16 protein-coding genes and 1 tRNA gene are annotated in these 22,310 nt (G+C 60.6%); 12 read left to right on the top strand and 5 right to left on the bottom strand.

Features of this window, described 5'->3' with window-relative positions; all coding sequences use genetic code 11:
* Positions 1-134 precede the first annotated feature (134 nt).
* Together BTE54_RS25410 and BTE54_RS01555 are read left to right on the top strand one after the other, a co-directional pair.
* Positions 135-269 carry a hypothetical protein gene (locus tag BTE54_RS25410; protein WP_262621252.1) on the top strand — a complete coding sequence of 45 codons (135 nt, stop codon included), beginning with the start codon at positions 135-137 and terminating at the stop codon, positions 267-269.
* A 252-nt stretch (positions 270-521) separates the two neighbouring features.
* Positions 522-1,394: a LysR family transcriptional regulator gene (locus BTE54_RS01555; protein WP_078051239.1), complete on the top strand. Its 873-nt coding sequence runs from the start codon at positions 522-524 to the stop codon at positions 1,392-1,394.
* 13 nt (positions 1,395-1,407) lie between these two features.
* Here BTE54_RS01555 and BTE54_RS01550 read toward each other — a convergent pair whose 3' ends face one another.
* A complete protein-coding gene (locus BTE54_RS01550; RefSeq protein WP_003493954.1) occupies positions 1,408-1,665 on the bottom strand; it encodes a hypothetical protein in 258 nt (85 codons plus the stop codon).
* Between the two features lie 84 nt (positions 1,666-1,749).
* Positions 1,750-3,039, bottom strand: coding sequence for an isocitrate lyase (gene aceA / locus BTE54_RS01545; protein WP_004432607.1), 1,290 nt, complete (start codon positions 3,037-3,039; stop codon positions 1,750-1,752).
* A 255-nt stretch (positions 3,040-3,294) separates the two neighbouring features.
* Here aceA and BTE54_RS01540 point away from each other — a divergent pair, with 255 nt between their 5' ends.
* From BTE54_RS01540 to BTE54_RS01520, 5 genes are all read left to right on the top strand, one after another.
* Positions 3,295-4,710 carry a helix-turn-helix domain-containing protein gene (locus tag BTE54_RS01540; RefSeq protein ID WP_078051238.1) on the top strand — a complete coding sequence of 472 codons (1,416 nt, stop codon included), beginning with the start codon at positions 3,295-3,297 and terminating at the stop codon, positions 4,708-4,710.
* Between the two features lie 152 nt (positions 4,711-4,862).
* The gene (locus tag BTE54_RS01535; RefSeq protein ID WP_078051237.1) at positions 4,863-5,960 is read left to right on the top strand and encodes a polyamine ABC transporter substrate-binding protein; all 1,098 of its coding nucleotides are present in this window, start codon (positions 4,863-4,865) and stop codon (positions 5,958-5,960) included.
* Between the two features lie 165 nt (positions 5,961-6,125).
* Positions 6,126-7,283 (top strand): ABC transporter ATP-binding protein, encoded by a 1,158-nt coding sequence (locus tag BTE54_RS01530; RefSeq protein ID WP_065654422.1) that lies wholly within the window; start codon positions 6,126-6,128, stop codon positions 7,281-7,283.
* An 11-nt stretch (positions 7,284-7,294) separates the two neighbouring features.
* On the top strand, positions 7,295-8,203 hold the full coding sequence (locus BTE54_RS01525) for an ABC transporter permease subunit (RefSeq protein WP_078051236.1): 909 nt from the start codon (positions 7,295-7,297) through the stop codon (positions 8,201-8,203).
* Between the two features lie 4 nt (positions 8,204-8,207).
* Positions 8,208-9,020, top strand: a complete 813-nt coding sequence (locus BTE54_RS01520) for an ABC transporter permease subunit (RefSeq protein ID WP_065654420.1) — start codon at positions 8,208-8,210, stop codon at positions 9,018-9,020.
* Positions 9,021-9,330: 310 nt separating this feature from the next.
* Here BTE54_RS01520 and BTE54_RS01515 read toward each other — a convergent pair whose 3' ends face one another.
* Together BTE54_RS01515 and BTE54_RS01510 are read right to left on the bottom strand one after the other, a co-directional pair.
* Positions 9,331-10,995: an iron ABC transporter permease gene (locus tag BTE54_RS01515; protein WP_198939048.1), complete on the bottom strand. Its 1,665-nt coding sequence runs from the start codon at positions 10,993-10,995 to the stop codon at positions 9,331-9,333.
* Between the two features lie 78 nt (positions 10,996-11,073).
* Positions 11,074-14,868, bottom strand: coding sequence for an ATP-binding protein (locus tag BTE54_RS01510; protein ID WP_078051235.1), 3,795 nt, complete (start codon positions 14,866-14,868; stop codon positions 11,074-11,076).
* Positions 14,869-15,184: 316 nt separating this feature from the next.
* Between BTE54_RS01510 and BTE54_RS01505 the strand changes: the two genes are divergently transcribed.
* The 3 genes from BTE54_RS01505 to BTE54_RS01495 all read left to right on the top strand — a co-directional run bounded on the left by BTE54_RS01505 (position 15,185) and on the right by BTE54_RS01495 (position 17,861).
* Positions 15,185-15,261: transfer RNA gene (locus BTE54_RS01505), tRNA-His, on the top strand.
* Between the two features lie 234 nt (positions 15,262-15,495).
* The gene (locus BTE54_RS01500) at positions 15,496-17,124 is read left to right on the top strand and encodes a Ppx/GppA phosphatase family protein (protein ID WP_198939047.1); all 1,629 of its coding nucleotides are present in this window, start codon (positions 15,496-15,498) and stop codon (positions 17,122-17,124) included.
* The gene (locus BTE54_RS01495; RefSeq protein ID WP_078051233.1) at positions 17,121-17,861 is read left to right on the top strand and encodes an RlmE family RNA methyltransferase; all 741 of its coding nucleotides are present in this window, start codon (positions 17,121-17,123) and stop codon (positions 17,859-17,861) included. Before BTE54_RS01500 ends, BTE54_RS01495 begins: the two co-directional genes overlap by 4 nt.
* On the opposite strand, the gene BTE54_RS01490 is transcribed toward BTE54_RS01495, so the two are convergent.
* A complete protein-coding gene (locus BTE54_RS01490; protein ID WP_078051232.1) occupies positions 17,862-19,259 on the bottom strand; it encodes an MDR family MFS transporter in 1,398 nt (465 codons plus the stop codon).
* Positions 19,260-19,468: 209 nt separating this feature from the next.
* Here BTE54_RS01490 and BTE54_RS01485 point away from each other — a divergent pair, with 209 nt between their 5' ends.
* Both BTE54_RS01485 and guaB read left to right on the top strand, forming a co-directional pair.
* Positions 19,469-20,470, top strand: a complete 1,002-nt coding sequence (locus BTE54_RS01485; RefSeq protein WP_198939046.1) for an MBL fold metallo-hydrolase — start codon at positions 19,469-19,471, stop codon at positions 20,468-20,470.
* A 284-nt stretch (positions 20,471-20,754) separates the two neighbouring features.
* Positions 20,755-22,260, top strand: a complete 1,506-nt coding sequence (gene guaB / locus BTE54_RS01475; RefSeq protein WP_065654415.1) for an IMP dehydrogenase — start codon at positions 20,755-20,757, stop codon at positions 22,258-22,260.
* Positions 22,261-22,310 lie beyond the last annotated feature (50 nt).

The raw sequence follows: 22,310 nt of genomic DNA, 5'->3' as shown, positions 1-22,310 counted from the left end.
TGTTAACGGGCCCGGAGGCATCCTGACCAAATGCCAGCAAAGCCGGATCGCTCACGGATCCCGCTGCACATGATGTCCTGCTGGAGGCCTTAACAGGGCATGGGTCGATTGAGTTTTTCGTCAGGAACCCGCGCATGAACAGATCTGCACATCGCCGCCCTCGCGCCATTGCCATCGCCCGCACTGACAACGAGAGCCGTCAGCTGGCCTTTCGCCTGAGCCTCATCGCCGCCGGTGCTCTGGCAGCTCTGATCGCTCTGTTTCACTGATCCGCGGCTCTTTGCCTTCATCCGGCTTATAAGCGCGCTGAAAAGCCGCCACGGCCGAGATGCCTGCGCCATATCGGCATAAAATTTCTCTTCTTGTAGAATGGCTTCGCGCCGTGTGCGCGGCTGCTGGTTTTCGATGATGGCCCGTGCTGCAAAAATCGCGTGCATGTCGCTCTCCTTTAATGCGGAGGGCCATGATGCACGCCGTTTCTTGATTTATCTGCGCAAGAAAATGCGCTACGTTTTTCACCCATGAAAAACGTCACTTGGGATTCCTATCAGCTTTTCCTCGATGTGTCACGCAGCGGCGGCCTGACGGGTGCTGCGTCGCTGACGGGCTTGAGCCCCGCGACGGTGGGACGACGCATGGTAGAGCTGGAGGAGCGTATCGGCAAGGCGCTGTTCCAGCGCAGCCAGACGGGATACGCCCTGACGGCAGACGGCCGCACGCTGTTCGATCGGCTTCAGGCGATGGAGAATGCGGCGAGGGACATCGAGGGATGGCAGAAGGCGTCGTCGGCCTCGTCTGTCGTGCGCATTGCCGTCGGCACCTGGAACGCCTGGCTGCTGACCGGGAATTTCTCCGCCATCTGCACCGACCGCGACGATTTCCGCATCGACCTTTTCATCGCCGAACAGAGGGCGTCTCTGGCCCATCGCGAAAACGATATCGGCATTCGCGCTTTCGAACCGCAGGAAAAGAACCTTGCCGCCATCCGAACGGGGGAGGTGGCCTATGCGCCTTACAGGCTGCGCAACGCCGCCGTTTCCGTCGCCGACCGCTGGCTTGCGGTGGCGGAGGAAAACGCCATTTCAACCTATCTGCGCTGGCCGCACGAAAATCGTAACAACGGGATCGTGGTAACGGTGAACCGTCCGACGGCGCTTCTCGATCTGGTGCTGGCCGGGGCGGGGGTCGCGGTGCTTCCCTGTTTCGTGGGCGATGCCGATGCGCGGCTCGCTCGGGAAGGCGAAGAGCTGGAGAGCCTTCGCCACAATCAATGGATCGTGATGAACAATGACGATCGCCACCGCCGCGATATCAGGACGGTGGCGGATCGGATGACCCGTCTGATCAAGAGCCATTCCGATCTCTATGCCGGGCGCAAGAGCCGCCCGGCATAGAAAGAAGGCCGTTTCAGGCGGCGGCACTTCCCTGTGCGACGATGACGGGGATAAGCAGATCGCCCCAGTTGCCGCCGCCGCCATGGTGGCGGGCCGAGCGGACTAGCTCGACGGAAACGCCGGCCTCGACGGCTTTCATGACGGCCTGGTTGAGGCGGTGCAGATCATTGGCCAGCATGCGGATGGCGGCCTGCTGATCCTGCGTCATGGCGGAGGACTGCTCCTCGGCGCGTTCCTTGACGTGGGTCTTGATGGGGTTATGGGCATTCATGGCATTTCTCCTCTCATTATTGGTTGGGGTTCTTGATCCGGTTTGCAAGCCCTTCCCGTCACCGGGAAGGGCAGTTTCTCGATTTTATTCGGCCGCCGGGCGGAACTGGTCGTGCTCGGTGGATTCCTTCATGGCTGTCGTGGACGACGTGCCGCCAGAGATCGCCAGAGACACGGCGTCGAAATAGCCGGTGCCGACTTCGCGCTGGTGCTTGGTGGCGGTGTAACCATTGGCCTCGGCTGCGAATTCCGCTTCCTGAAGCTCGGAATAGGCCGCCATCTGCCGATCCTTGTAACCGCGTGCCAGTTCGAACATGCCGAAATTCAGCTGGTGGAAACCGGCAAGCGTGATGAACTGGAACTTGTAGCCCATCGCGCCCAGCTCGCGCTGGAACTTGGCAATCGTCGCGTCGTCGAGGTTCTTTTTCCAGTTGAACGACGGCGAGCAATTGTAAGCGAGCTTCTTACCGGGATGCACCTTGTGCACGCCTTCCGCAAACCTGCGCGCCTGCTCGAGATCCGGCTTGGAAGTCTCGCACCAGATCAGGTCGCAATAGGGCGCATAGGCCACCGCGCGGGCGATGCAGGGCTCAAGGCCGTTCTTGACCTGATAGAAGCCCTCGACGGTGCGGCCGGCATCGTAATCCACGAAGGGACGGTCGCGCTCATCGATATCGGAGGTCAGGAGCTTCGCGGCCTCCGCATCCGTGCGGGCGATAACCAGCGTCGGTACACCCATGACATCGGCCGCAAGCCGCGCCGCGGTCAGGTTGCGGATATGCGCCGCCGTCGGGATCAGAACCTTGCCGCCGAGATGGCCGCATTTCTTTTCCGATGCCAGCTGGTCTTCATAATGAACACCCGCAGCACCTGCCTCGATAAAGGCCTTCATGATTTCGAAGGCATTGAGCGGCCCGCCGAAACCGGCCTCCGCATCGGCAACGATCGGCGCGAACCAGGTGTCGACCGACAAGCCCTTGCCTTCCGCCGTCTCGATCTGGTCGGCGCGCTGCAGGGTGCGGTTGATGCGCTTGGCAAGCTCCGGCGCCGCATTGGCGGGATAAAGCGACTGGTCCGGATACATGGCCGACGCCGTATTGGCATCCGCCGCAACCTGCCAGCCGGAAAGATAGATCGCCTTCAGTCCGGCGCGAACCATCTGCATGGCCTGGTTGCCGGAAAGCGCGCCGAGCGCGTTGACGAAATTTTCCTCGTTGATCAGCTTCCACAGCCGGTTCGCGCCCATTTCGGCCAGCGAATGGCGGATGTCGACGGAGCCGCGCAACCGCTCCACGTCGGCGGCGGTGTAGGTGCGCTCGATGCCATCGAAACGTCCCTGCGGTGCGCCCGGAACAAGTTTGTAAAAATCCGTCATACTTCTCTCTCCCATGATAAATGCGGTTTCCGTAACGGGCCCTCTTCAACATCATATGGCGCCGTTTGATGTGACTACATTTACATTTTTCGAGATTTGAGCGCCAGAACAAACATAAAAACAGTGACTTGAAAGAGGTTATCCTGTAGTGTGCGTGACAGGGTGGAGATGTAAAATTGTAAATTTTGTAAAAGTCTTTTGCCCGGCGAGTTTGTAACAGGTTTGTATGAGTCGCAGGCACGGGGAGGTGAGGCGGTGTCGGAAAACAAGATTTTTGCAGGCCCGCGCGTGCGCCGCATTCGCAACGGCCTGGCGCTGACCCAGACGGCAATGGCCGAGGCGCTGGCGATTTCGCCGTCCTATCTCAATCTCATCGAGCGCAACCAGCGGCCGCTGACGGTGCAGCTGCTTTTGAAGCTTGCCTCCGTCTACAAGGTCGATCTGGATGACCTGCAGGGTGAAAGCGCCGGTTCCGCCGGGCAGCTGCGTGAGGTCTTCGCCGATCCGCTGCTGGCGGGTGAGGTGCCATCACCGCAGGAACTGATCGAGGTTGCCGATGCCGCGCCCAATGCGGCAAGCGGTGTCCTCAAGCTTTACCGGGCCTATAGGGAACAGGCGCAGCGCCTTTCCGATCTCTCCGATCTTCTGGCGCGGGAGGGGCATGAGACGGCACTCTCCTCCACCCGCCTGCCGATTGACGAGGTGCGGCATGTCTTTGAAAACCGGCCGGTCTATTTCCATGCCATCGATGCGGCGGCGGAAGAACTTCACAAACACCTGTCGGCGGGCGACGATCTGGCCTCCGGCCTTCGTGCATGGCTTCAGAAAAACCACGGCATCGTGGTCCGCACCCTGCCGGTTCATGCCATGCCGAACCTCAGGCGGCGTTATGACCGCCATTCGATGCGGCTATTTTTATCCGAACGCCTGTCGCAACCGGACCAGCTCAGGGAAATGGCGATGGAGACCTGTCTTCTGGCGCTTCGCGAAGAAATCGGGACCGAGCTTGAAGGGCTCGGCCTGAAAGGGGAGGAGGCGAGGCGCATCGCCCGCTTCGAACTGGCGCGTTATGCCGCCCATGCGTTGATGATGCCCTATGGCGCATTCCTCAGCGCCGCCCAGCGGGCGAAATACGATCTCGAGGTTTTGCGGTCGCGCTTCAACGTTTCTTTCGAACAGGCAGCCAACCGCCTTGTCAGCCTGCAGCGGCCGTCAGCCGCGGCGATCCCGTTTTTCCTGATGGAGATCGATAATGCCGGCAACCGTTTCCGCCTTGCAGGGGCCGGCGGTTTTCCAAGGGCGCGCTTTGGCGGCCTCTGTCCGCGTCTCAACATCCATGCCGCTTTCGCCCAGCCGGGACAGGTGCTGGTGGAGGCGGTGGAGATGCCGGATGGCGACGCATTCCTCACGGTGTCGCGCACGCTGGAAGGTCCGCAGGCGGGTTTCGGCGAAAGGGTGCGGCGAACGGCCGTGCTTCTCGGCTGCGATCTCGCCCAGGCCGGAGAGACCGTCTATGGCCCCGCAACTTCTGGTGCTGCGCCTGTCGCCGTCGGGCCTTCGTGCCGGCTGTGCGAAAGGCAGGGCTGTCTGTCGCGGGCCGAAGCGCCGCTGACGCGGCCGCTCGGGCTCGATGAAATGGTGACCGGTCTCAGTGTTTTCGACTTCCAGTAGGTGTTTCCATTCGCTTTTTTGTGGCCGGAACACATTTGGTTGAAAATGCTGTGCTGCACATTTCCCGCTTGCTCCCTTTTGTTTTCCTTTCTAGTCTCTCCCAAAAAAGGGGATCACGCTCCCATCGTGAGGATGCGTTAACAGGAGACATCATGAAAAACCGTTCTCTCCGCCTGACCTTGGCTCTCACCACCGCGCTCGTTGCAGCAGGCTCGGCAATGGCCCAGGAGAAGGTCGTCCACGTCTATAACTGGTCGGATTATATCGACGAATCGATCCTTGCCGATTTCACCAAGGAAACCGGCATCAAGGTCGTCTATGACGTTTTCGACAGCAACGAGCTTGTGGAAACCAAGCTTCTGGCCGGCAGCTCCGGTTACGATGTCGTGGTGCCGACCGGGCCCTTCCTCGCCCGCCAGATCAATGCCGGCGTGTTCCAGAAACTCGACAAGTCCAAGTTGCCGAATCTGAAGAACATGTGGCCTGAGGTTTCCGAGCGTCTGGCCAAATACGATCCCGGCAACGAATATGCCGTGAACTACATGTGGGGCACCACCGGCATCGGCTATAATGTCGCCAAGGTGAAGGCGGCGCTCGGCGATGTTCCGGTCGACAGCTGGGATATTCTCTTCAAGCCGGAAAATGCCGAAAAGCTGAAATCCTGCGGCATCAATATTCTCGATGCGTCGGACGAGACCTTCGCCATCGCCATGAACTATCTCGGCAAGAATCCGGATAGCAAGGAAACCGCCGATCTCGAGGCGGGCGGCGACGTCTACATGAAGATTCGCCCCTATGTGAAGACCTTCAACTCCTCCGCCTACATCGATGAGCTGGCGAACGGCGACAGCTGCATCACCATCGGCTGGTCCGGCGATATCCTGCAGGCGAAAAGCCGCGCCGAGGAAGCCAAGAACGGCGTCGAGGTGAACTACGTCATTCCGAAGGAAGGCACCTATATGTGGTTCGACAACCTTGCCATCCCGGCGGATGCCAAGAATGTCGAGGAAGCCCACGCCTTCATCAATTATCTGATGCGGCCGGAAGTCATCGCCAAGGCTTCCAATTATGTTCAGTATGCGAATGGCAACCTCGCCTCGCAGGCGCTGATGGATGAGGCCGTCGCCAAGAACCCGGCGGTTTATCCCGATGCCGAGACGCTGAAGAAGCTCTTCACCATCTCGCCCTACGGACCGAAGGAACAGCGCGTCCTGAACCGCGTCTGGACGCAGATAAAGACCGGCAGCTGACACTTCCGCCCGCTGGTTGAGGAACGGCCGGCGGGCCTGTTTCTCTGATCCTTTGCCGGCAGGTTCCGTTACCTGCCGGCGCTGCCCGCCTCAAAGCATCGGACCGAAAGTCGGAAAATCCGATGCTCAAATCTACACGACCAACGGGATTTGAGGGTAGGGTGAATGGCGAAAACTCTGGGGCCGGTCAAACGCAAATTTAGCCCTTGGGACAATCCCGATGCGGTGCCCTTCATCCGCTTTGAAAACGTCACCAAACGTTTTGGCGATTTCGTCGCCGTCAACAATCTGACGCTCGATATCTATGAACGCGAATTCTTCTCGCTGCTCGGTCCCTCCGGCTGCGGCAAGACCACGCTGATGCGCATGCTGGCCGGTTTCGAGGAACCGACCGAAGGCCGCATCCTGCTGCAGGGCAAGGATATTTCCGGCGTGCCGCCCTATAAGCGCCCCACCAACATGATGTTCCAGTCCTACGCGCTTTTCCCGCATATGTCGGTGGAAAAGAACATCGCCTTCGGTCTCGAACAGGACGGCCTGCCAAAAGCGGAAATCGCCTCGCGCGTCGAGGAAATGCTGCGGCTCGTCAAACTCAGTGAGTTCGCCAAACGCAAGCCCAGCCAGCTTTCCGGCGGCCAGCGGCAGCGCGTGGCGCTCGCCCGGTCGCTTGCCAAGCGGCCGAAGGTGCTTCTGCTGGATGAACCGCTCGGCGCGCTCGACAAGAAGCTGCGCGAGGAAACGCAATTCGAACTGATGGACATCCAGACCAATCTCGGTCTCACCTTCCTCATCGTTACCCACGATCAGGAAGAGGCGATGACGGTGTCGGACCGGATTGCGGTGATGGACAAGGGCAATGTCGTGCAGGTGGCGACGCCGGCCGAGATTTACGAAGCGCCGAACAGCCGCTACGTGGCGGATTTCATCGGCGATATCAATATTTTCGACGCCAATGTCGTCGCCAATGCTTCCGATATTGGCAAACCGGGTCTGGTGACGCTGGATTGCGAAGGGCTGAAGGTGGCGGTGGAGCAGGAATGCGCCGCTGCGACCGGCAGCCAGGTGGCTTTCGCCATCCGCCCTGAAAAGGTCCGCATCTCGCTCGATCAGCCCGCCGATAGCAGCATCAATTCCGCCTATGGCGAGGTCTGGGATATCGGCTATCTCGGCGACTTCTCCGTCTTCATCGTCAAGCTTGCCGATGGCCGCGTCATTCGCGCCGCGCAGGCGAATGTCTCGCGTCTCGTCGATCGCCCGATCACCTTCGGCGATATGGTGTGGCTGAACTGGAAACCGGATTCAGGTCTTGTCCTGACACGCTGAGGGAGGCTTTCATGGCGATCACCACTCCCGAAAACCGGCAAAGCCCCTGGCGCTGGCTGGTCGTCGCGGTTCCCTATTTCTGGCTGCTGCTATTCTTCGCAGCACCGTTTTTCATCATCTTCAAAATCTCGCTGTCGGATACGGCGATCTCCATGCCGCCCTATACGCCGGTTTTCGAAGGGTTTTCGAAGCTCGGCGCCTTCTTCTCCGAACTGGATTTCGAAAATTACCTCTTCCTGACGGAAGACCCGCTTTACATTGACGCCTATCTATCATCGCTGCGCATCGCCTTCATCTCCACCTTTCTGCTTTTGCTGATCGGTTATCCCATGGCGCTCGCCATGGCGCGCGCGCCGTCTTCCGTTCGTCCGACGCTGGTGATGCTGGTGATCCTGCCGTTCTGGACCTCGTTCCTGATCCGCGTTTACGCCTGGATCGGCATTCTGAAGCCAGAAGGCCTGCTGACGGTGCTGTTCCAATGGCTCGGTCTTCTCGGGCCGGACCAGCAGGTCAATATCTTCCGCACCGAGACGGCGATCTTCATCGGCATCGTTTATTCCTATCTGCCCTTCATGGTGCTGCCGCTCTATTCGGCGCTGGAAAAGCTCGACAATACGCTGCTGGAAGCGGCCGCCGATCTCGGCTGCCCGCCATGGAAGGCCTTCTGGAAGATCACCTTCCCGCTGTCGCTGCCGGGCGTCGTGGCCGGCTCGATGATCTGCTTTATTCCGATAACAGGGGAATTCGTCATCCCCGATCTGCTTGGCGGCGCCCAGACGCTGATGATCGGCAAGACGCTGTGGACGGAATTCTTCGGCAACCGCGACTGGCCCCTGGCATCCGCCGTCGCCGTGTTGCTGCTGTTGTTGCTGGTGGTACCCATCGCCATCTTCCAGAACCAGCAGAAGAAGGTGGGGTGAGACCATGAAGCGCGGAAAATTCGACATCACCGTCCTCACCCTCGGTTTTGCCTTTCTTTATATCCCGATCATCATCCTGATCGTTTATTCCTTCAACGCCTCGAAGCTCGTCACCGTCTGGGGCGGTTTCTCGCTGCAATGGTACCGCTCCATGTGGTCGAACGAGGGGCTGATGGATGCGGCCTGGGTAACGTTGCGTGTCGGTATCCTCAGCGCCACCATCGGCACCATCCTCGGAACGCTGGCGGCGCTGTCGCTGACGCGGTTCGCGCGATTTCCGGGCCGGGTGCTGTTTTCCGGCATGATCTATGCGCCGCTCGTCATGCCGGAAGTCATCACCGGCCTGTCGCTGCTGCTGCTCTTCGTGGCCGTCGGGGTGGATCGCGGTTTCTGGACGGTGGTCATCGCCCATACGACTTTCACCATGTGTTACGTGGCGATCGTCGTGCAGTCCCGGCTCCTGACCTTTGATCGCAGTCTCGAGGAAGCCGCGCTCGATCTCGGCTGCCCGCCGGTCAAAACCTTCTTTCGCATCACCCTGCCGCTCATCTTCCCCGCGGTCATTGCCGGCTGGATGCTGGCCTTCACCCTTTCGCTGGACGATCTGGTGATCGCCAGCTTCGCCACCGGCCCCGGTGCAACCACGCTGCCGATCAAGATCTATTCGCAGGTTCGCCTTGGTGTGACGCCGGAAATCAACGCCATCTGCACGATCCTGATCGGGCTTGTCACCATCGGCGTGATCGTCGCCTCCATCGCTTCCAAACGCACCGAATTGCAGCGGATGCGGGACGAACATGCGGCGGCACGGAACTGATCGAATATCCCGCGTTGATTTTTACGCGTTACTGTTGAAATCGCGAGAAAAGTAGAAACTGTTAATTTAGTTTCGGCGCTTTACGGTCTCAGAATAGGAATTTTCGTCGGTAATTGATCGATTTTGGTTTTAACCGCTTGTTAATAGGAGTTGGCGGAAAGTAAACCCAACGCAGGGCCGTCAAATTTTTGATAGCCGGGACTGATAATTTCCATCTGGCGAGATTGTCCCCCTTTCTCTCGTTGAAAAGCACAACTTATCCAGGCGGCCGTAAGGCCGCCTTTCTTTTTGCCGCAAAGGCCCGTGCCACTCAGCGGTTTTCTGGATGATCCATCGATTTCGAGACGAGCAGCACGGGAATAAGCCCGGCAATGATGATGATGATCGCCGGCACGGCCGCATCCTGCACCCTTGAGCGCGATGCATCCTCATAAACCAGCGTGGCCAGCGTGTTGAAACCGAAAGGCCGAAGCAGGATGGTGGCCGGCAATTCCTTCATGGATTCGATCAGGACGAGAAGAAAAGCCGTCAGCGCCGCGGGCCGCATGTTCGGCAACAGCACCTTGAACAGCGTCTGCGCCCGGTTGCGCCCAAGCGTCCGCGAGGCCATGTCGATATGCGGCGAAAGCTTCTGGAAACCAGCATCGAGCGTGCCTTCCGCCATGGTCATGAAGCGCACGGCATGGGCGTAAATGATGGCGAAGGCGGTGCCGGAGAGCAGCAGCCCGGTGGAAAAGCCGAAATGTGCGCGGATGAAGCCATCGACGCCATTGTCGAGACTGGCCAGCGGAATGAGCACCCCGATGGCGAGCACGGTTCCCGGCACGCCATATCCCATGGAGCCGAAGCGGGCGGCCACCTTCGAGGTGCGCGAGCGCTCGGTGCGGATGGCATAGGAAAACACGAAAGCGGCAATCAGCGTCACGAAGGCGGCGGAAAGCGAGACTTCGAGACTGTGTCCGAGTGCTTTCAGAAGCTTCGGCGCAAACAGCGCATCGAGCCTCCTCGCGGCGTAACCGCCCAGCACGATGACGGGAATGAAAAAGCCGCTCGCCACGGGAACGAAGCAGAAAAGGCTTGCACCCCACCGCCGCCAGCCGGTGAGCGCCTTCAGCCGGTGACGCTGCGCCATGCTTGTCGCTTTCGGCGCGCCGAAGCGCTGTTTTTCACGGGCATTGCGTTCGATGACGATCAGCGCACCGACGATGACGAGGATGACGGCGGCGATCTGCGTCGCATTGGCGAGATTGCCGCGATTGAGCCAGGTTTCGTAGATGGTGAAGGTCAGCGTCTGGACGCCGAGATATTCAACCGCGCCGATATCGTTCAGCGTTTCCATCAGGACCAGAGAAAGCCCGATGGCGATGGCCGGCCGGGCCGTCGGCAATTGCACGGAGAAAAACACGTTCAGCGGTTTTGCGCCGAGCGTGCGGGCCGCTTCGGCCGCAAACCGTCCCTGCATGGAAAAGGCGGCGCGGGCCGAGAGATAAACGTAAGGATAGAGGACCGAACTGAGAACGATCACCGCACCGCCGAGCGAGCGTATGTCTGGAAACCAGTAATCGCGGATGCTGTGATAACCGAAAGCGGCGCGCAACGCGCTTTGCACCGGGCCGGTAAAGTCGAGAAACTCGCCGAACGCATAGGCGGCGAGATAGGAGGGGATGGCGAGCGGCAGCACGAGCGTCGCGGACAATAACCGCCTCAGCGGAAATTCGAATGTGGTGACAAGCCAGGCGCAGACGATGCCGAAGAAAGCCGTCGTCGCGGCCGTCATCCCCAGGAGCAGGAAGGTGCGAAACCCGGCGCGCGGCAGGACATTGGCGAGAAGATGCTGCCATCCTTCCGTGCTGCCGGTCAGCGCCAGCCAGAAAATTGCCAGAATGGGCATGGCGGCAATGGCCGCGACGATGACCGCCGTGATGGGCAACACCGAGAAGCGTCTTGTTGCCGGAAGGGAAACCGTCATGGACATGCCAGTCTACTGTCGTGCAAAGGCCTCAACCGGCGACCATCGTGCCGGCGGCCTCCGCATTGCTACGCCCGCATGGCCTCAGTTGGCAAGAACCCGCTGCGAGGGAAAGGTGATTTCCACCAGCGTGCCTTCATTCGGCGTGGAGGTAATGGAGAAATTCGCCCGGTTGGCGTCCACCATGGCCTTGGTCAGCGGCAGGCCGAGCCCGGTGCCGTCGCCGCGCACGCGCTTGCCGGAGGAGGCCACCTGCCGGAACGGCTTCATGGCCTGTTCCAGTTCCGCCCGGGTCATGCCAATGCCGGTGTCGCGAATGCGCAGCGACACGCTGCCATTGGCCTCATAGGCGGTGGATACCACGATCTGGCCGCCGGACGGCGTGAAGCGGATCGCGTTCGACAGGATGTTCAGCACGATCTGCTTGATCGAGCGCAGGTCCGCGACGATCTGCGGCACGGATTGCGCAAGTGCGGTGCGGATGATGACGCGCTGGTTGTTGGCCTGCGGCTGCACCAGCGAGACCGCCTCGGCGACCGTTTCGTTGAGCGGCACGGCGACGAAATCCACATCCATCTGCCCGGCCTCGATCTTGGAAATATCGAGCAGATCATTGACGATGTCGAGCACATGCCGGCCGGAACGGCCGATATCATTGGCATATTCCACATAACGCGGATGGCCGATCGGCCCGAAACGTTCGGTCGCCATCATGTCGGCAAAGCCGATGATGGCATTGAGCGGCGTGCGGATTTCATGGCTGACGCGCGCCAGGAAGTCGGTCTTGTGGGCATTGGCGGTTTCCGCCGCCCGCTTGGCGTTGCGCAGTTCTTCTTCGGTGCGCTTCCACTGGGTGATGTCGCGGATAACCGCGCAATAGCCATGCGAAGATTTCAGCCGGCCGATGGTCATGAACAGCGGCAGGAAGCCGCCGGATGCTTCGCGGCCGATCACTTCGCGGCCGTCATTCAGCACGCTGGCGACACCGTTATTGGCGAGACCGGAGAGATAATCCAGCACGGCGCGCTGGCTCTCATGGGCAAAGAGGGTGACGAAAGGTTTGCCGGCGATTTCACCATTGTCATAGTTGAACAGTGCGCTGGCGGAACGGTTGAGCGAGCGGATTTCGCCTTCGTCTCCCAGAAGCACCACGCCGTCGGTGGCCGTTTCCAGAATGGAATGCAGTTCCTCCACTTCGCCCTGCAACAGGGAGAGGCTGCCTGCTTCCGCATTTTCGGCATCGCCGGCAGCAATATTTTCGTTGGCGGCCGCAACCGGCGCCTGCTTTTCCTCAAGCGGCACCAGCGACAGCATCAGCGCCTTGGTTTCTTCCCAGCGAATGGACTGCAACCGCGCCTTGACGGGAATGATGTCGTTGTCAGAGCTGACGACCACCATGCCGCCTTCGTTGTCCGGCATCTCCTCCAGCTCCTGCCGCTGCAGCAGCGCTTCCAGACCGCCCACCTCTTCGAGCTCGGCGAGAGAGCCATAGCCCGTCAAGCGCAGGAAATCCGGGTTGGCGTGGATCAGCCTGTCGCCGGCATGCACCAGAAGCGCCACGGGCATCTGGTCCAGCGTCTCGGCCGTCAAGGCATTTGCGGGGCGAACGGACGGGCTGACCATGGCGGCGGCAATATCGGCAGCCGGCCGCTCGTCAGCCGCAGGCTCTTCCTTTTCGTCGGAACCGCTTTCATCCGCCGGTGCGCGAATGGCCGCAGGCTGCTCGCCACGAACGTAATCGGCGAAAAGATCGTCTTCTTCCGCCGGTTCGGTTTCCCTGTCGTCATTTTCCGTTTCGGAGGCCGCGCTTTCCGAAGCATCCGCATCGATATCCCGCTGGATATCCTGCATGGTCGGCTCAGCGGAAATGGCTTCCGCATCCGTTTCCCGGTCTTCTTCGGAAGCAGCATCCGCCGACGCAAGCGCCCGGCCGATTTCGCGGAAGGCGGCCTGCTCGCCTGCGGTCAGCCCCTCGCGGGAGCGCGAGCGGCGCTCCTCCAGATGGACGACCTTGTCGGAATAGTCCGGCTCCAGCGCGGGTGCTGCAAGCGGCGCTTCGAATTCCGGCGGGGTATAATCATGGTGCTGTTCTTCGGCCGAAACCACGTCCGATGCATCATCCGCCGCATCCGCCGCATCGGCCTCGGTTACCCGGATCGCATCCTCAGCGATGGAATCGGAATCTTCACCTGCCTCGTCATCCTCATCGATAAAGGCCAGCAATTCGTGGCTTTCATCCTCAATAGCGGGCTGCGGCAGTGCTTCCGCATCGGCCTCTTCGCCGTTGAGGAAGGTGAGGCCGGTGGCATGCGGGTCTTCGGCGGCATCGGCAAGCCGCACGATGCCGAAACCGCGGAAACCGTCGAATTCGCGTGAGCGCGTATAGGTGGGCAGGGCGGCGAGATCGATCGGCACCATTAGCGATGTGCCTTCCACCGGCCAGTAGATCGTCTTGCCCGACCATGTGTCGCGACGGCCGAGAAGCTCGCGGATCTTGCCGTCGGGATCGAGATTGAACAGGGCCGCGACATCGGCAAAGCCCATGCCTTCCACGGCAGCCGCCTTGGCGCCCACAGCCTCCGCAAATTCATGCGAGATCGAACTGAAGCGTCCTTCCGCATCGATTTTCCAGACGAAACGGGAAGCGCGCGCACCGGCATTGAAAACAAAAGGCTGTGCTTCTGCACCAGCGCCGATGTCCGTCTCCTCGGTCTCCGCCTCCGCCGTTATCTCCCCATCCGCGGCAGGAGCAGCGTCTGACGGCACTGTTTCGACGATTTCATCGTCCGCGACTGCGTTTTCTTCGACCCGGGTCTCTTCGGCAGGGGCATCGGCGATTGCCCGCTCGGTTAAGGGAGCTTCTGCTTCATCCTCATCGAGTTCGAAAAGATCGGCGATGTCGTCGGTCATCGCCACATGTGCCGCGGCGTCGGCGTCCTGCGCGGAAATCGCCGCCGGGGCCACCGCTCCGTTTTCCGGCAATGACGAAAGGCTGTTCTCATCCTGCTGCGCTGCCTCTTCCTCTTCGGGATCGGCCGGCAGTTCCTGAACCTCTTCCACATCCTCGATGCCAGCGACGGCATCGAGCACGGAATCGAAGGAGGTTGCAGCGGCAACAGGCGCGACCTCCGCAACCGGCAGGGCGGGCTCGGCGGCGGCTGGCGTTTCCTGCGGCCTGTCTTCTGCGAAACCATTGACGGGATCGAGTGTGCCCAGCGCGGTTTCGACCACGAACATCAGGTTCAGTTCGGGCGATGCCGCAATCTGGCCGGTGGCGGCGGGCAGATAGCCCTTGCCGGTCGGCACCGGCCGCTTGACGAGATGGCCGGACTGTCCGGCTGCCATTTTCACCAGTGTCCGTGCGGTATGCGGTGTGATGCCGAGCGACGAAAAGCCGGGCGAGGCGGCGACAATCTCGTTCTCGCCGTTCAGAACCGCCATATGGATATCGGGGTCGTCGAAACCTTCGATCATGCGCCGAGCGCATTCCGCCGTGTCGGGTGCGACTTGGTCGGTGAGGGCGGAAAACAGGATGGCGGGCTGTCCGGGCTCGGCCTCGATGATTTCCGCGCGCGCCGTAACGGCAAGGCTGCGGAAACCCGACGTAATGCGAATGGTAAACGGCAGGCTGTCGCCTGCTTTGGAAAGCCGCGCCGCCGTGGCTGCCAGTTGCCGGAAGGTCACGTCCTGCGGTTTCGGGCCCTGTTCCAGAAAATCATAAACCATCGGCGTGCCGAACAGCGCCGCACCCCGGCCATTGGCCCAAAGGGCGTTTTTAAGGTCGAGCGAGAACAACGCCATGGCCTCGCCACGCCCGAAACCTTCACGCACCCGTTCATGCACTGCGATATCGATAAAGGGATACTGGACGGCGGGCATGTCGAAACCTATTCTGGCACTACCGGACCTTGCGGGCTTTTCGGCTTCCTCATGAAGCTCTAAACGTAAACCCGCCGAGGCATCACGTTAACAGAATTTTAAATAACTTCACAGCGCGGTCTGGTCCACCATCCGCCGGATGAATCGCCAAATAGAGTTAACATCAACAGGCCGCTGCGGCCTCTTTATGTCAGCCCGGCCCCTTGAAAAGCACTTGCCTTTCTCAGCCTTTTTTCGCAAAATTCGAAGAGGCACTTGCAAATGGGGAAAACACCTTTTATGTCACCCCCCGTGACGCCGCTTCGGCGTTTCATGTGCGGTTGTAGCTCAGTTGGTTAGAGCGCAGGTTTGTGGCACCTGAGGTCGGTGGTTCGACCCCACTCAACCGTACCATTGCCCTCTCCCAGTAAGTTATGCGTCACAAGGACTTTCCGGGAGAGGGGAATACTTTATCCAGACCGGTCCGCGCAGGCACCTCCCGATTTCTGAAAATCCGCAAAATTATTGCCATGTCCGTGGTGGTTCCCACGCAACCTTGGTGACGTGTGAGCCTTTGCCACACGCCGCCCGGCAAAAACCATTTGGCTAAAATCGCTTGCGCTGGTATTGTCCGCCCAACGAAACCTTATGAAAGCCAGCAGCATAGCGTCTACGCTTGTGCGCGGCGAAATGGACAAGACAGTGATCGACCCCGGAAACGGCCCAAAGCCGTCGGAACAAGGGGCGTCGGTGGCGAACAAAGGGAAAGCGAAGCGATCCCGTCGTGGCAAGAAACACAAGCGTGACGGTCAGCCCCGTGACGCTGCTGTGCTGTCGCATGATGTTGCCGCGGATGTTCCGGCCGGTTCCTCCTATGCATCGGCTCTTGAGCCGGATGCCGAGCCGCGCAAGAGAAAGCGCCGCAGGCGCTCTCGCGGCAAGGGTGCGTCTCAGCAGGCTGCCCCAGCTTCCATCGTGCCGGCGCAGGCTCCAGCCGCAACAGATGCCGCCAATCCATCCGCCGTGCCACCGGGCGCAGGGCGAAAGCCGCGCCACCGCAAGCGTGGTCACCGCGATCCGCGCAGCCGCGACCCACAGGGCCGTCCGCTGGTTCCAACCCATGCGCCGAAACACGTCGGCAAGCAGAACGGTCGCGCCAATGGGGCCGGGCAGGAACCGCATCGGCAATCTGAACTACCCGCTCGGCACGCAAGCCGCCAGCATGAGCATGGCCAGGAGCCGCAGGCGGATATGTATGCCGCGCTCGATCTCGGCACCAATAATTGCCGGCTTCTGATCGCGCAGCCGACGCGACCCGGTCAGTTCCGGGTCGTCGATGCCTTTTCGCGCATCGTCCGGCTGGGCGAGGGGTTGGTGTCGAGCGGCCGGCTCTCCGACGACGCCATGGATCGAGCTGTCGAGGCGCTGAAAGTCTGCTCCGCGAAACTCTCCGGTCGCCCGATCAGGCGCATGCGGCTCATCGCGACCGAGGCCTGCCGCGCTGCGTCGAATGGTGAAGAGTTTCTGGCGCGGGTTACGCGGGAAACGGGACTGAAGCTCGAAATCATCAGCCGCGAGACGGAAGCCCGCCTTGCGGTGTCTGGCTGCGCTTCTCTCGTTGGGCGCGAGGCGCGTTCGGTCGTGCTGTTCGATATCGGTGGCGGATCGTCGGAAATCGCCGTCATCAAGGTTGGCGAAAACCGCTCGAACCGGCTCGCCAATCACATCACCCATTGGACCTCGTTGCCGGTCGGTGTCGTCACGCTCTCGGAACGCCATGGCGGGCGCGATGTGACGCCGGACGTCTTCGCCGCCATGGTGCGGGAAGTCGAAGGGTTGCTCGATGCCTTCCATTGCCCGCCTCTCGCGCCGCAAACCCATCACGAGGATTTTCATCTTATCGGAACTTCGGGCACGGTCACGACGCTTGCCGGCGTCCATCTCGATCTGCCACGATACGATCGCCGCAAGGTGGATGGCCTGTGGTTGTCGGACGCCGAGGTGACGGCGATGCAGGACAAGCTGCTGGCCTGGGATTTCGCCGGCCGCGCCGCCAATGCCTGCATCGGGCCTGACAGGGCCGATCTGGTTCTGGCCGGCTGCGCCATTCTCGAGGCCATTCGCCGCCGCTGGCCGGCACGCCGTATGCGCGTGGCGGATCGCGGTCTGCGCGAAGGCCTTTTGACGGATATGATGGCGGATGACGGCGCATGGCGGCGCAACCGCATCAGGCGCATGCAGATGACACGGCAGGACAGGACGGAAGGTTTGACATGAGCAAGGCGCCGACAAGCAACAACCGCACCGGCCGCAAGATCGGCCAGAAGGTCAAGAAGACCAAGCTCAAGGCCTCGTCGCGCCGCTGGCTGGAACGTCATATCAACGACCCCTATGTGCAGCGCGCCAGGCTTGAGGGCTATCGCGCCCGCGCCGCCTTCAAGCTCCTGGAAATCAACGACAAGCACCAGATCCTCAAAGGCGCGCGCCGCATCATCGACCTTGGGGCGGCACCTGGAAGCTGGTCGCAGATCGCTTCGAAGGTGACGGATTCCACCGAAGACGATATTCGCGTTGCCGCCATCGATTTCCTCGAGATCGATCCCATTCCCGGTGTGAAAATCCTCCAGCTCGACTTCCTCGATCCCTCCGCGCCGGAAAAGCTGATGGAGGCTGTTGGCGGCACGCCCGATCTGGTGCTGTCGGACATGGCCGCGCCCACCACCGGTCACCAGAAGACCGACCATATCCGCACCATGCATCTGTGCGAAGTCGCGGCCGATTTCGCCGTTCAGGTGCTGGCGGAAGGCGGCCACTTCCTTGCCAAGACCTTTCAGGGCGGCACGGAAAAGGCATTGCTGGATATGCTGAAGAAGAACTTCAAGCAGGTTCTGCACATCAAGCCGGCGTCCTCACGCTCGGAATCTGTGGAAATGTTCCTGCTTGCTAAGCACTTCAAGGGCCGCAAGGGCGAGCCGACCGACGCATCCGAAGCCGAAGAGGCTTCCGAAGACTGATCACTCCGCCGGTTGTGAGACCTTGCCCCGGTGGCCGGAGACGGCCGCCCCGGCATTGCCGTCCATGCGGATGATCGGCACGATGGCGAACAGCGATACCAGCGCCACGATGATGAAGGCGATGTGGAAATCGGCGAGCTGCAGGTGCGTGCCGGACATCACGCTGCTGACTTCCAGAATGGAGGCGGCGAAAGCAACACCCAGCGCCAGGCTAATCTGCTGCAGCACCGACGCCATCGAGGTCGCCTGGCTGGCCTGACTGTCCTCGATATCGGAATAACTGAGCGCGTTCGATCCGGTGAAGAAGAAGGACCGGGCAAATCCCGCTGTCACAAGGAAGATCATGATCAGCGGATAAGGCGTTTCCGGGGTGAAGAAGCCGTTGGCGAGCGTGGTGCAGGCGCCGACGATGCCGGCCCCGATCAGTGTCGAGCGGAATCCGGTTGCCGCAAACACCCGCTTGGCCATGAATTTCGTGGTGATCGCGCCGATTGCGCCGGCAAAGGTGATCATGCCCGACTGGAACGGATTGAGCCCGAAACCGATCTGCAGCATCAGCGGCATCAGGAAGGGTATGGCGCCCGTGGAAATGCGGAAAACGGTGCCGCCGACGGACGCCGCCCGGAAGGTCGCGTTCTGGAATATGCGAAAATCGAGAATGGGGGCGGGGTGGCGCGCGGCGTGGCGCAGATAAAGAAAACCGCAGATGAAACCGATGATCGTCGAGGCGATGCCGATGGCCGGCGGCAGCGCCGGCAGGCTGACGACGGAGAGGCCGAACACCACACCGGAGGCGGCGATGCCTGATAGCACGAAGCCTTTGCCATCCATCGGCGGCGGGTTGGTGGTTTCGATTTCCGGCAGGAAGATCGTCGAGAGCCAAATGCCGATGACGCCGATCGGCACATTGATCAGAAAAATCCAGTGCCATGAAAAATAGGTGGTGATGAAGCCGCCGATGGGTGGGCCGGTAAGCGGTCCCACCAGCCCCGGAATTGTCAGCAGCGCCATGGCGGAGACGAGTTCGCTGCGCTTGGTCGTGCGCAAAAGCACGAGGCGGCCAACGGGCGTCATCATCGCCCCGCCCATGCCCTGTAGGAAACGCGAGAGCACGAATTCGAACACCGAGGACGACACTGCGCAGCAGATCGACCCCACCACGAAGACGCCGATGGCGAAACGGAAGATTTTCTTCGCGCCGTATTTGTCGGCCATCCAGCCGCTGATGGGAATGAAGATCGCCAGCGCCACCATATAGGCCGTCAATGCGAGCTTGAGCGTGATCGGGCCGACATGAAGGTCGGCGGCAATTGCCGGCAGCGAGGTGGCGATGACGGTGGAGTCCATCTGCTCCATGAAGAGAGCGACTGCCAGGATGAGGGGAATGATGCGGTTCATGAGGCTGCCTGCGGCTTTCCGCTGCGACAAAGGATATCGCCGTTCCTCCTACGCCTGATAAGCGGGCTTGCCAACACGTTAATTATCAATTTCTCAAGTTCCGATCAAACCTGCGTGAGGCCGGTTTTCTTGCAACTTTATCGCTTTATTGTCCGTTGGCATGGTTCAGTTGGCGATCACGGCCAGTTGGCGATATCGGGAGAAAGATGATGACCCAATCCTTGAACATGAGCAGACGCGGCCTCATCGGTGCGGCGGGCGCAAGCGTTCTCGGTGCGCCGCTGTTGATGGCGCGCACGGCAACGGCCCAGACCAGCCAGCCGCAAACCTCCATGGAGATAGAACACGCGATGCCGCCTGAAACCAACCGCTTCAAGCTCGGCAATTTCGAAGTGCTGGTGGTGAAGGATGGCGCACGCGCGGCCCCCAATCCCGGCGAGACCTTCGGGACCGATCAGTCGGCCGAGACGGTCGGAAAATTGCTGGAAGACAATTTTCTGCCGAAGGAGCAATTCGTCAATTCCTTCTCGCCGGTCCTCGTCAATACCGGCACGGATCTCGTGCTGTTCGATACCGGTTTCGGTGAAGCCGGGCGCGGTGCGGGCAATGGCCGGTTGATCGAGGGCATGGCGGCGGCCGGTTATACGCCGGAAGATGTGACCGTGGTGGTGCTGACCCACATGCATGGCGACCATATCGGTGGGCTGATGGAAAAGGGTGCTCCGGCTTTTTCCAAGGCGCGCTACGTGTTCGGCCAGGCGGAATATGATTTCTGGACGGATGAGAAACGTGTCGGCACGCCTGCCGAAGGCGGTCACAAGGGCGTTCTCACGAAGGTCAAGCCGCTGGCGGAAAAGGCGACCTTCATCGGCGACGGCGCCAGTGTCGTATCCGGGATTACCGGTGTGGCGGCCTTCGGTCATTCGCCTGGTCACATGATTTTCCGTGTCGAATCGGAAGGCAAACAACTCATCCTGACGGCGGATACGGCCAACCATTTCGTCCTTTCCCTTCAGAAGCCAGATTGGGAGGTGAAATTCGACATGGACAAGGCGGCTGCCGCCGCGACCCGCAAGAAGGTCTATGACATGATCGCCACCGACCGTTTGCCTTTCCTTGGGTATCACATGCCTTTCCCGGCGGTCGGTTACGCGGAAAAGCTGGATACCGGCTATCGTTTCGTGCCGAAATCCTATCAGTTCGACATCTAATGCATGTCGCGCAAAAGTGTTCAGCGGTTTTGCGATAACGACATGCATAAAAACAAGCAGTTATAGCGCGTCGTGTGGGGCAAGGACCCACACGACGCGCTATAACGTCTGCTGCAATGCAGCAACAAAGAAAGCCCGGAAGGCAATTCCGGGTTTTTTCTATTCCCTTCCTGTCATGAACGTGTTACCAGCCCTCGCCAACTTCCAAGCAATCCTTGCAGGGCGCCGGGGTGAACTTTTCGTTCCGGAACGGCCACGCATTTTCAGTATGAAGGAATTTGGTCATGGCACGCATCATTCAAACACCCACTGGTTTGGACGCTCTCACATTTGACGATGTGTTGCTGCAACCCGGACATTCCGAAGTCATGCCGGGACAGACGAATATCGCCACCCGCATCGCCCGCGATATCGATCTCAACCTGCCGATCCTGTCTTCCGCCATGGATACGGTTACCGAAGGCCGCCTTGCCATCGCCATGGCTCAGGCCGGCGGCATCGGTGTCATCCACCGCAACCTGACCCCCATCGAGCAGGCCGAAGAAGTCCGGCAGGTGAAAAAGTTCGAAAGCGGCATGGTGGTCAACCCCGTCACCATCGGGCCGGATGCGACGCTTGCTGAAGCACAGGCGCTGATGAAGGCGCATGGCATTTCCGGTATTCCGGTCGTGGAAAATGGCGGTTCCGGCGGCCACAAGAACGGCCGCCTTGTCGGCATTCTGACCAACCGCGACGTCCGCTTCGCCTCCGATCCGCAGCAGAAGATTTACGAACTGATGACCCGCGAAAACCTGGTCACGGTCAAGGAAAGCAGCGTCGATCAGCAGGAAGCGCGCCGCCTGCTGCACAAGCACCGCATCGAAAAGCTGCTGGTTGTGGATGCCAAGGGCAATTGCGTCGGCCTCATCACCGTCAAGGATATCGAGAAGTCGCAGCTCAACCCCAACGCCACCAAGGATGCGCAGGGCCGTCTTCGCGCCGCTGCCGCCATCAGCGTCGGCGCTGACGCCATCGAGCGCGCCGAGCGCCTCATCGATGCCGGCGTCGACCTTCTGGTCGTCGATACCGCGCATGGCCATTCGCAGCGCGTGCTGGATGCCGTCTCGCAGGTCAAGAAGATGTCGAACTCGGTTCGCATCATCGCCGGCAATGTCGCCACCGCCGACGGCACCAAGGCGCTGATCGATGCCGGCGCCGATGGCGTCAAGGTCGGTATCGGCCCCGGCTCCATCTGCACCACCCGCATCGTCGCCGGCGTCGGCGTTCCGCAGCTTGCGGCTATCATGTCGTCGGTTGAAGTCGCCAATGCGGCTGATATTCCTGTCATCGCCGATGGCGGTATCAAGTTCTCGGGCGATCTGGCCAAGGCAATCGCCGCCGGCGCTTCCGCCGTCATGATCGGCTCGCTGCTTGCCGGCACGGATGAAAGCCCGGGCGAAGTGTTCCTCTACCAGGGCCGTTCCTTCAAGGCCTATCGCGGCATGGGCTCCGTGGGCGCCATGGCGCGCGGCTCGGCAGACCGTTATTTCCAGGCGGAAGTACGCGACACGCTGAAGCTCGTTCCGGAAGGCATCGAAGGTCAGGTTCCCTATAAGGGCCCGGTTTCCGGCGTCCTGCACCAGCTGGCAGGTGGCCTGAAAGCCGCCATGGGTTATGTCGGCGGCAGCAACATCAAGGAATTCCAGGAGCGCGCCACCTTCGTTCGCATCTCCAGCGCGGGCCTGCGCGAAAGCCACGCCCATGACGTGACGATCACCCGCGAAAGCCCGAACTACCCCGGCGCGGTTTGATCTTTCGAGGCGAATCCGTAAAAGGATACTGAGTATTTGGCGCTCCCCGA

The sequence above is a fragment of the Agrobacterium sp. YIC 4121 genome, assembly GCF_002008205.1.
Classification (GTDB): domain Bacteria; phylum Pseudomonadota; class Alphaproteobacteria; order Rhizobiales; family Rhizobiaceae; genus Agrobacterium; species Agrobacterium leguminum.
The sequence above is the reverse complement of the archived record's forward strand: the minus strand, read 5'-3'. Positions and strand labels throughout refer to the sequence as shown.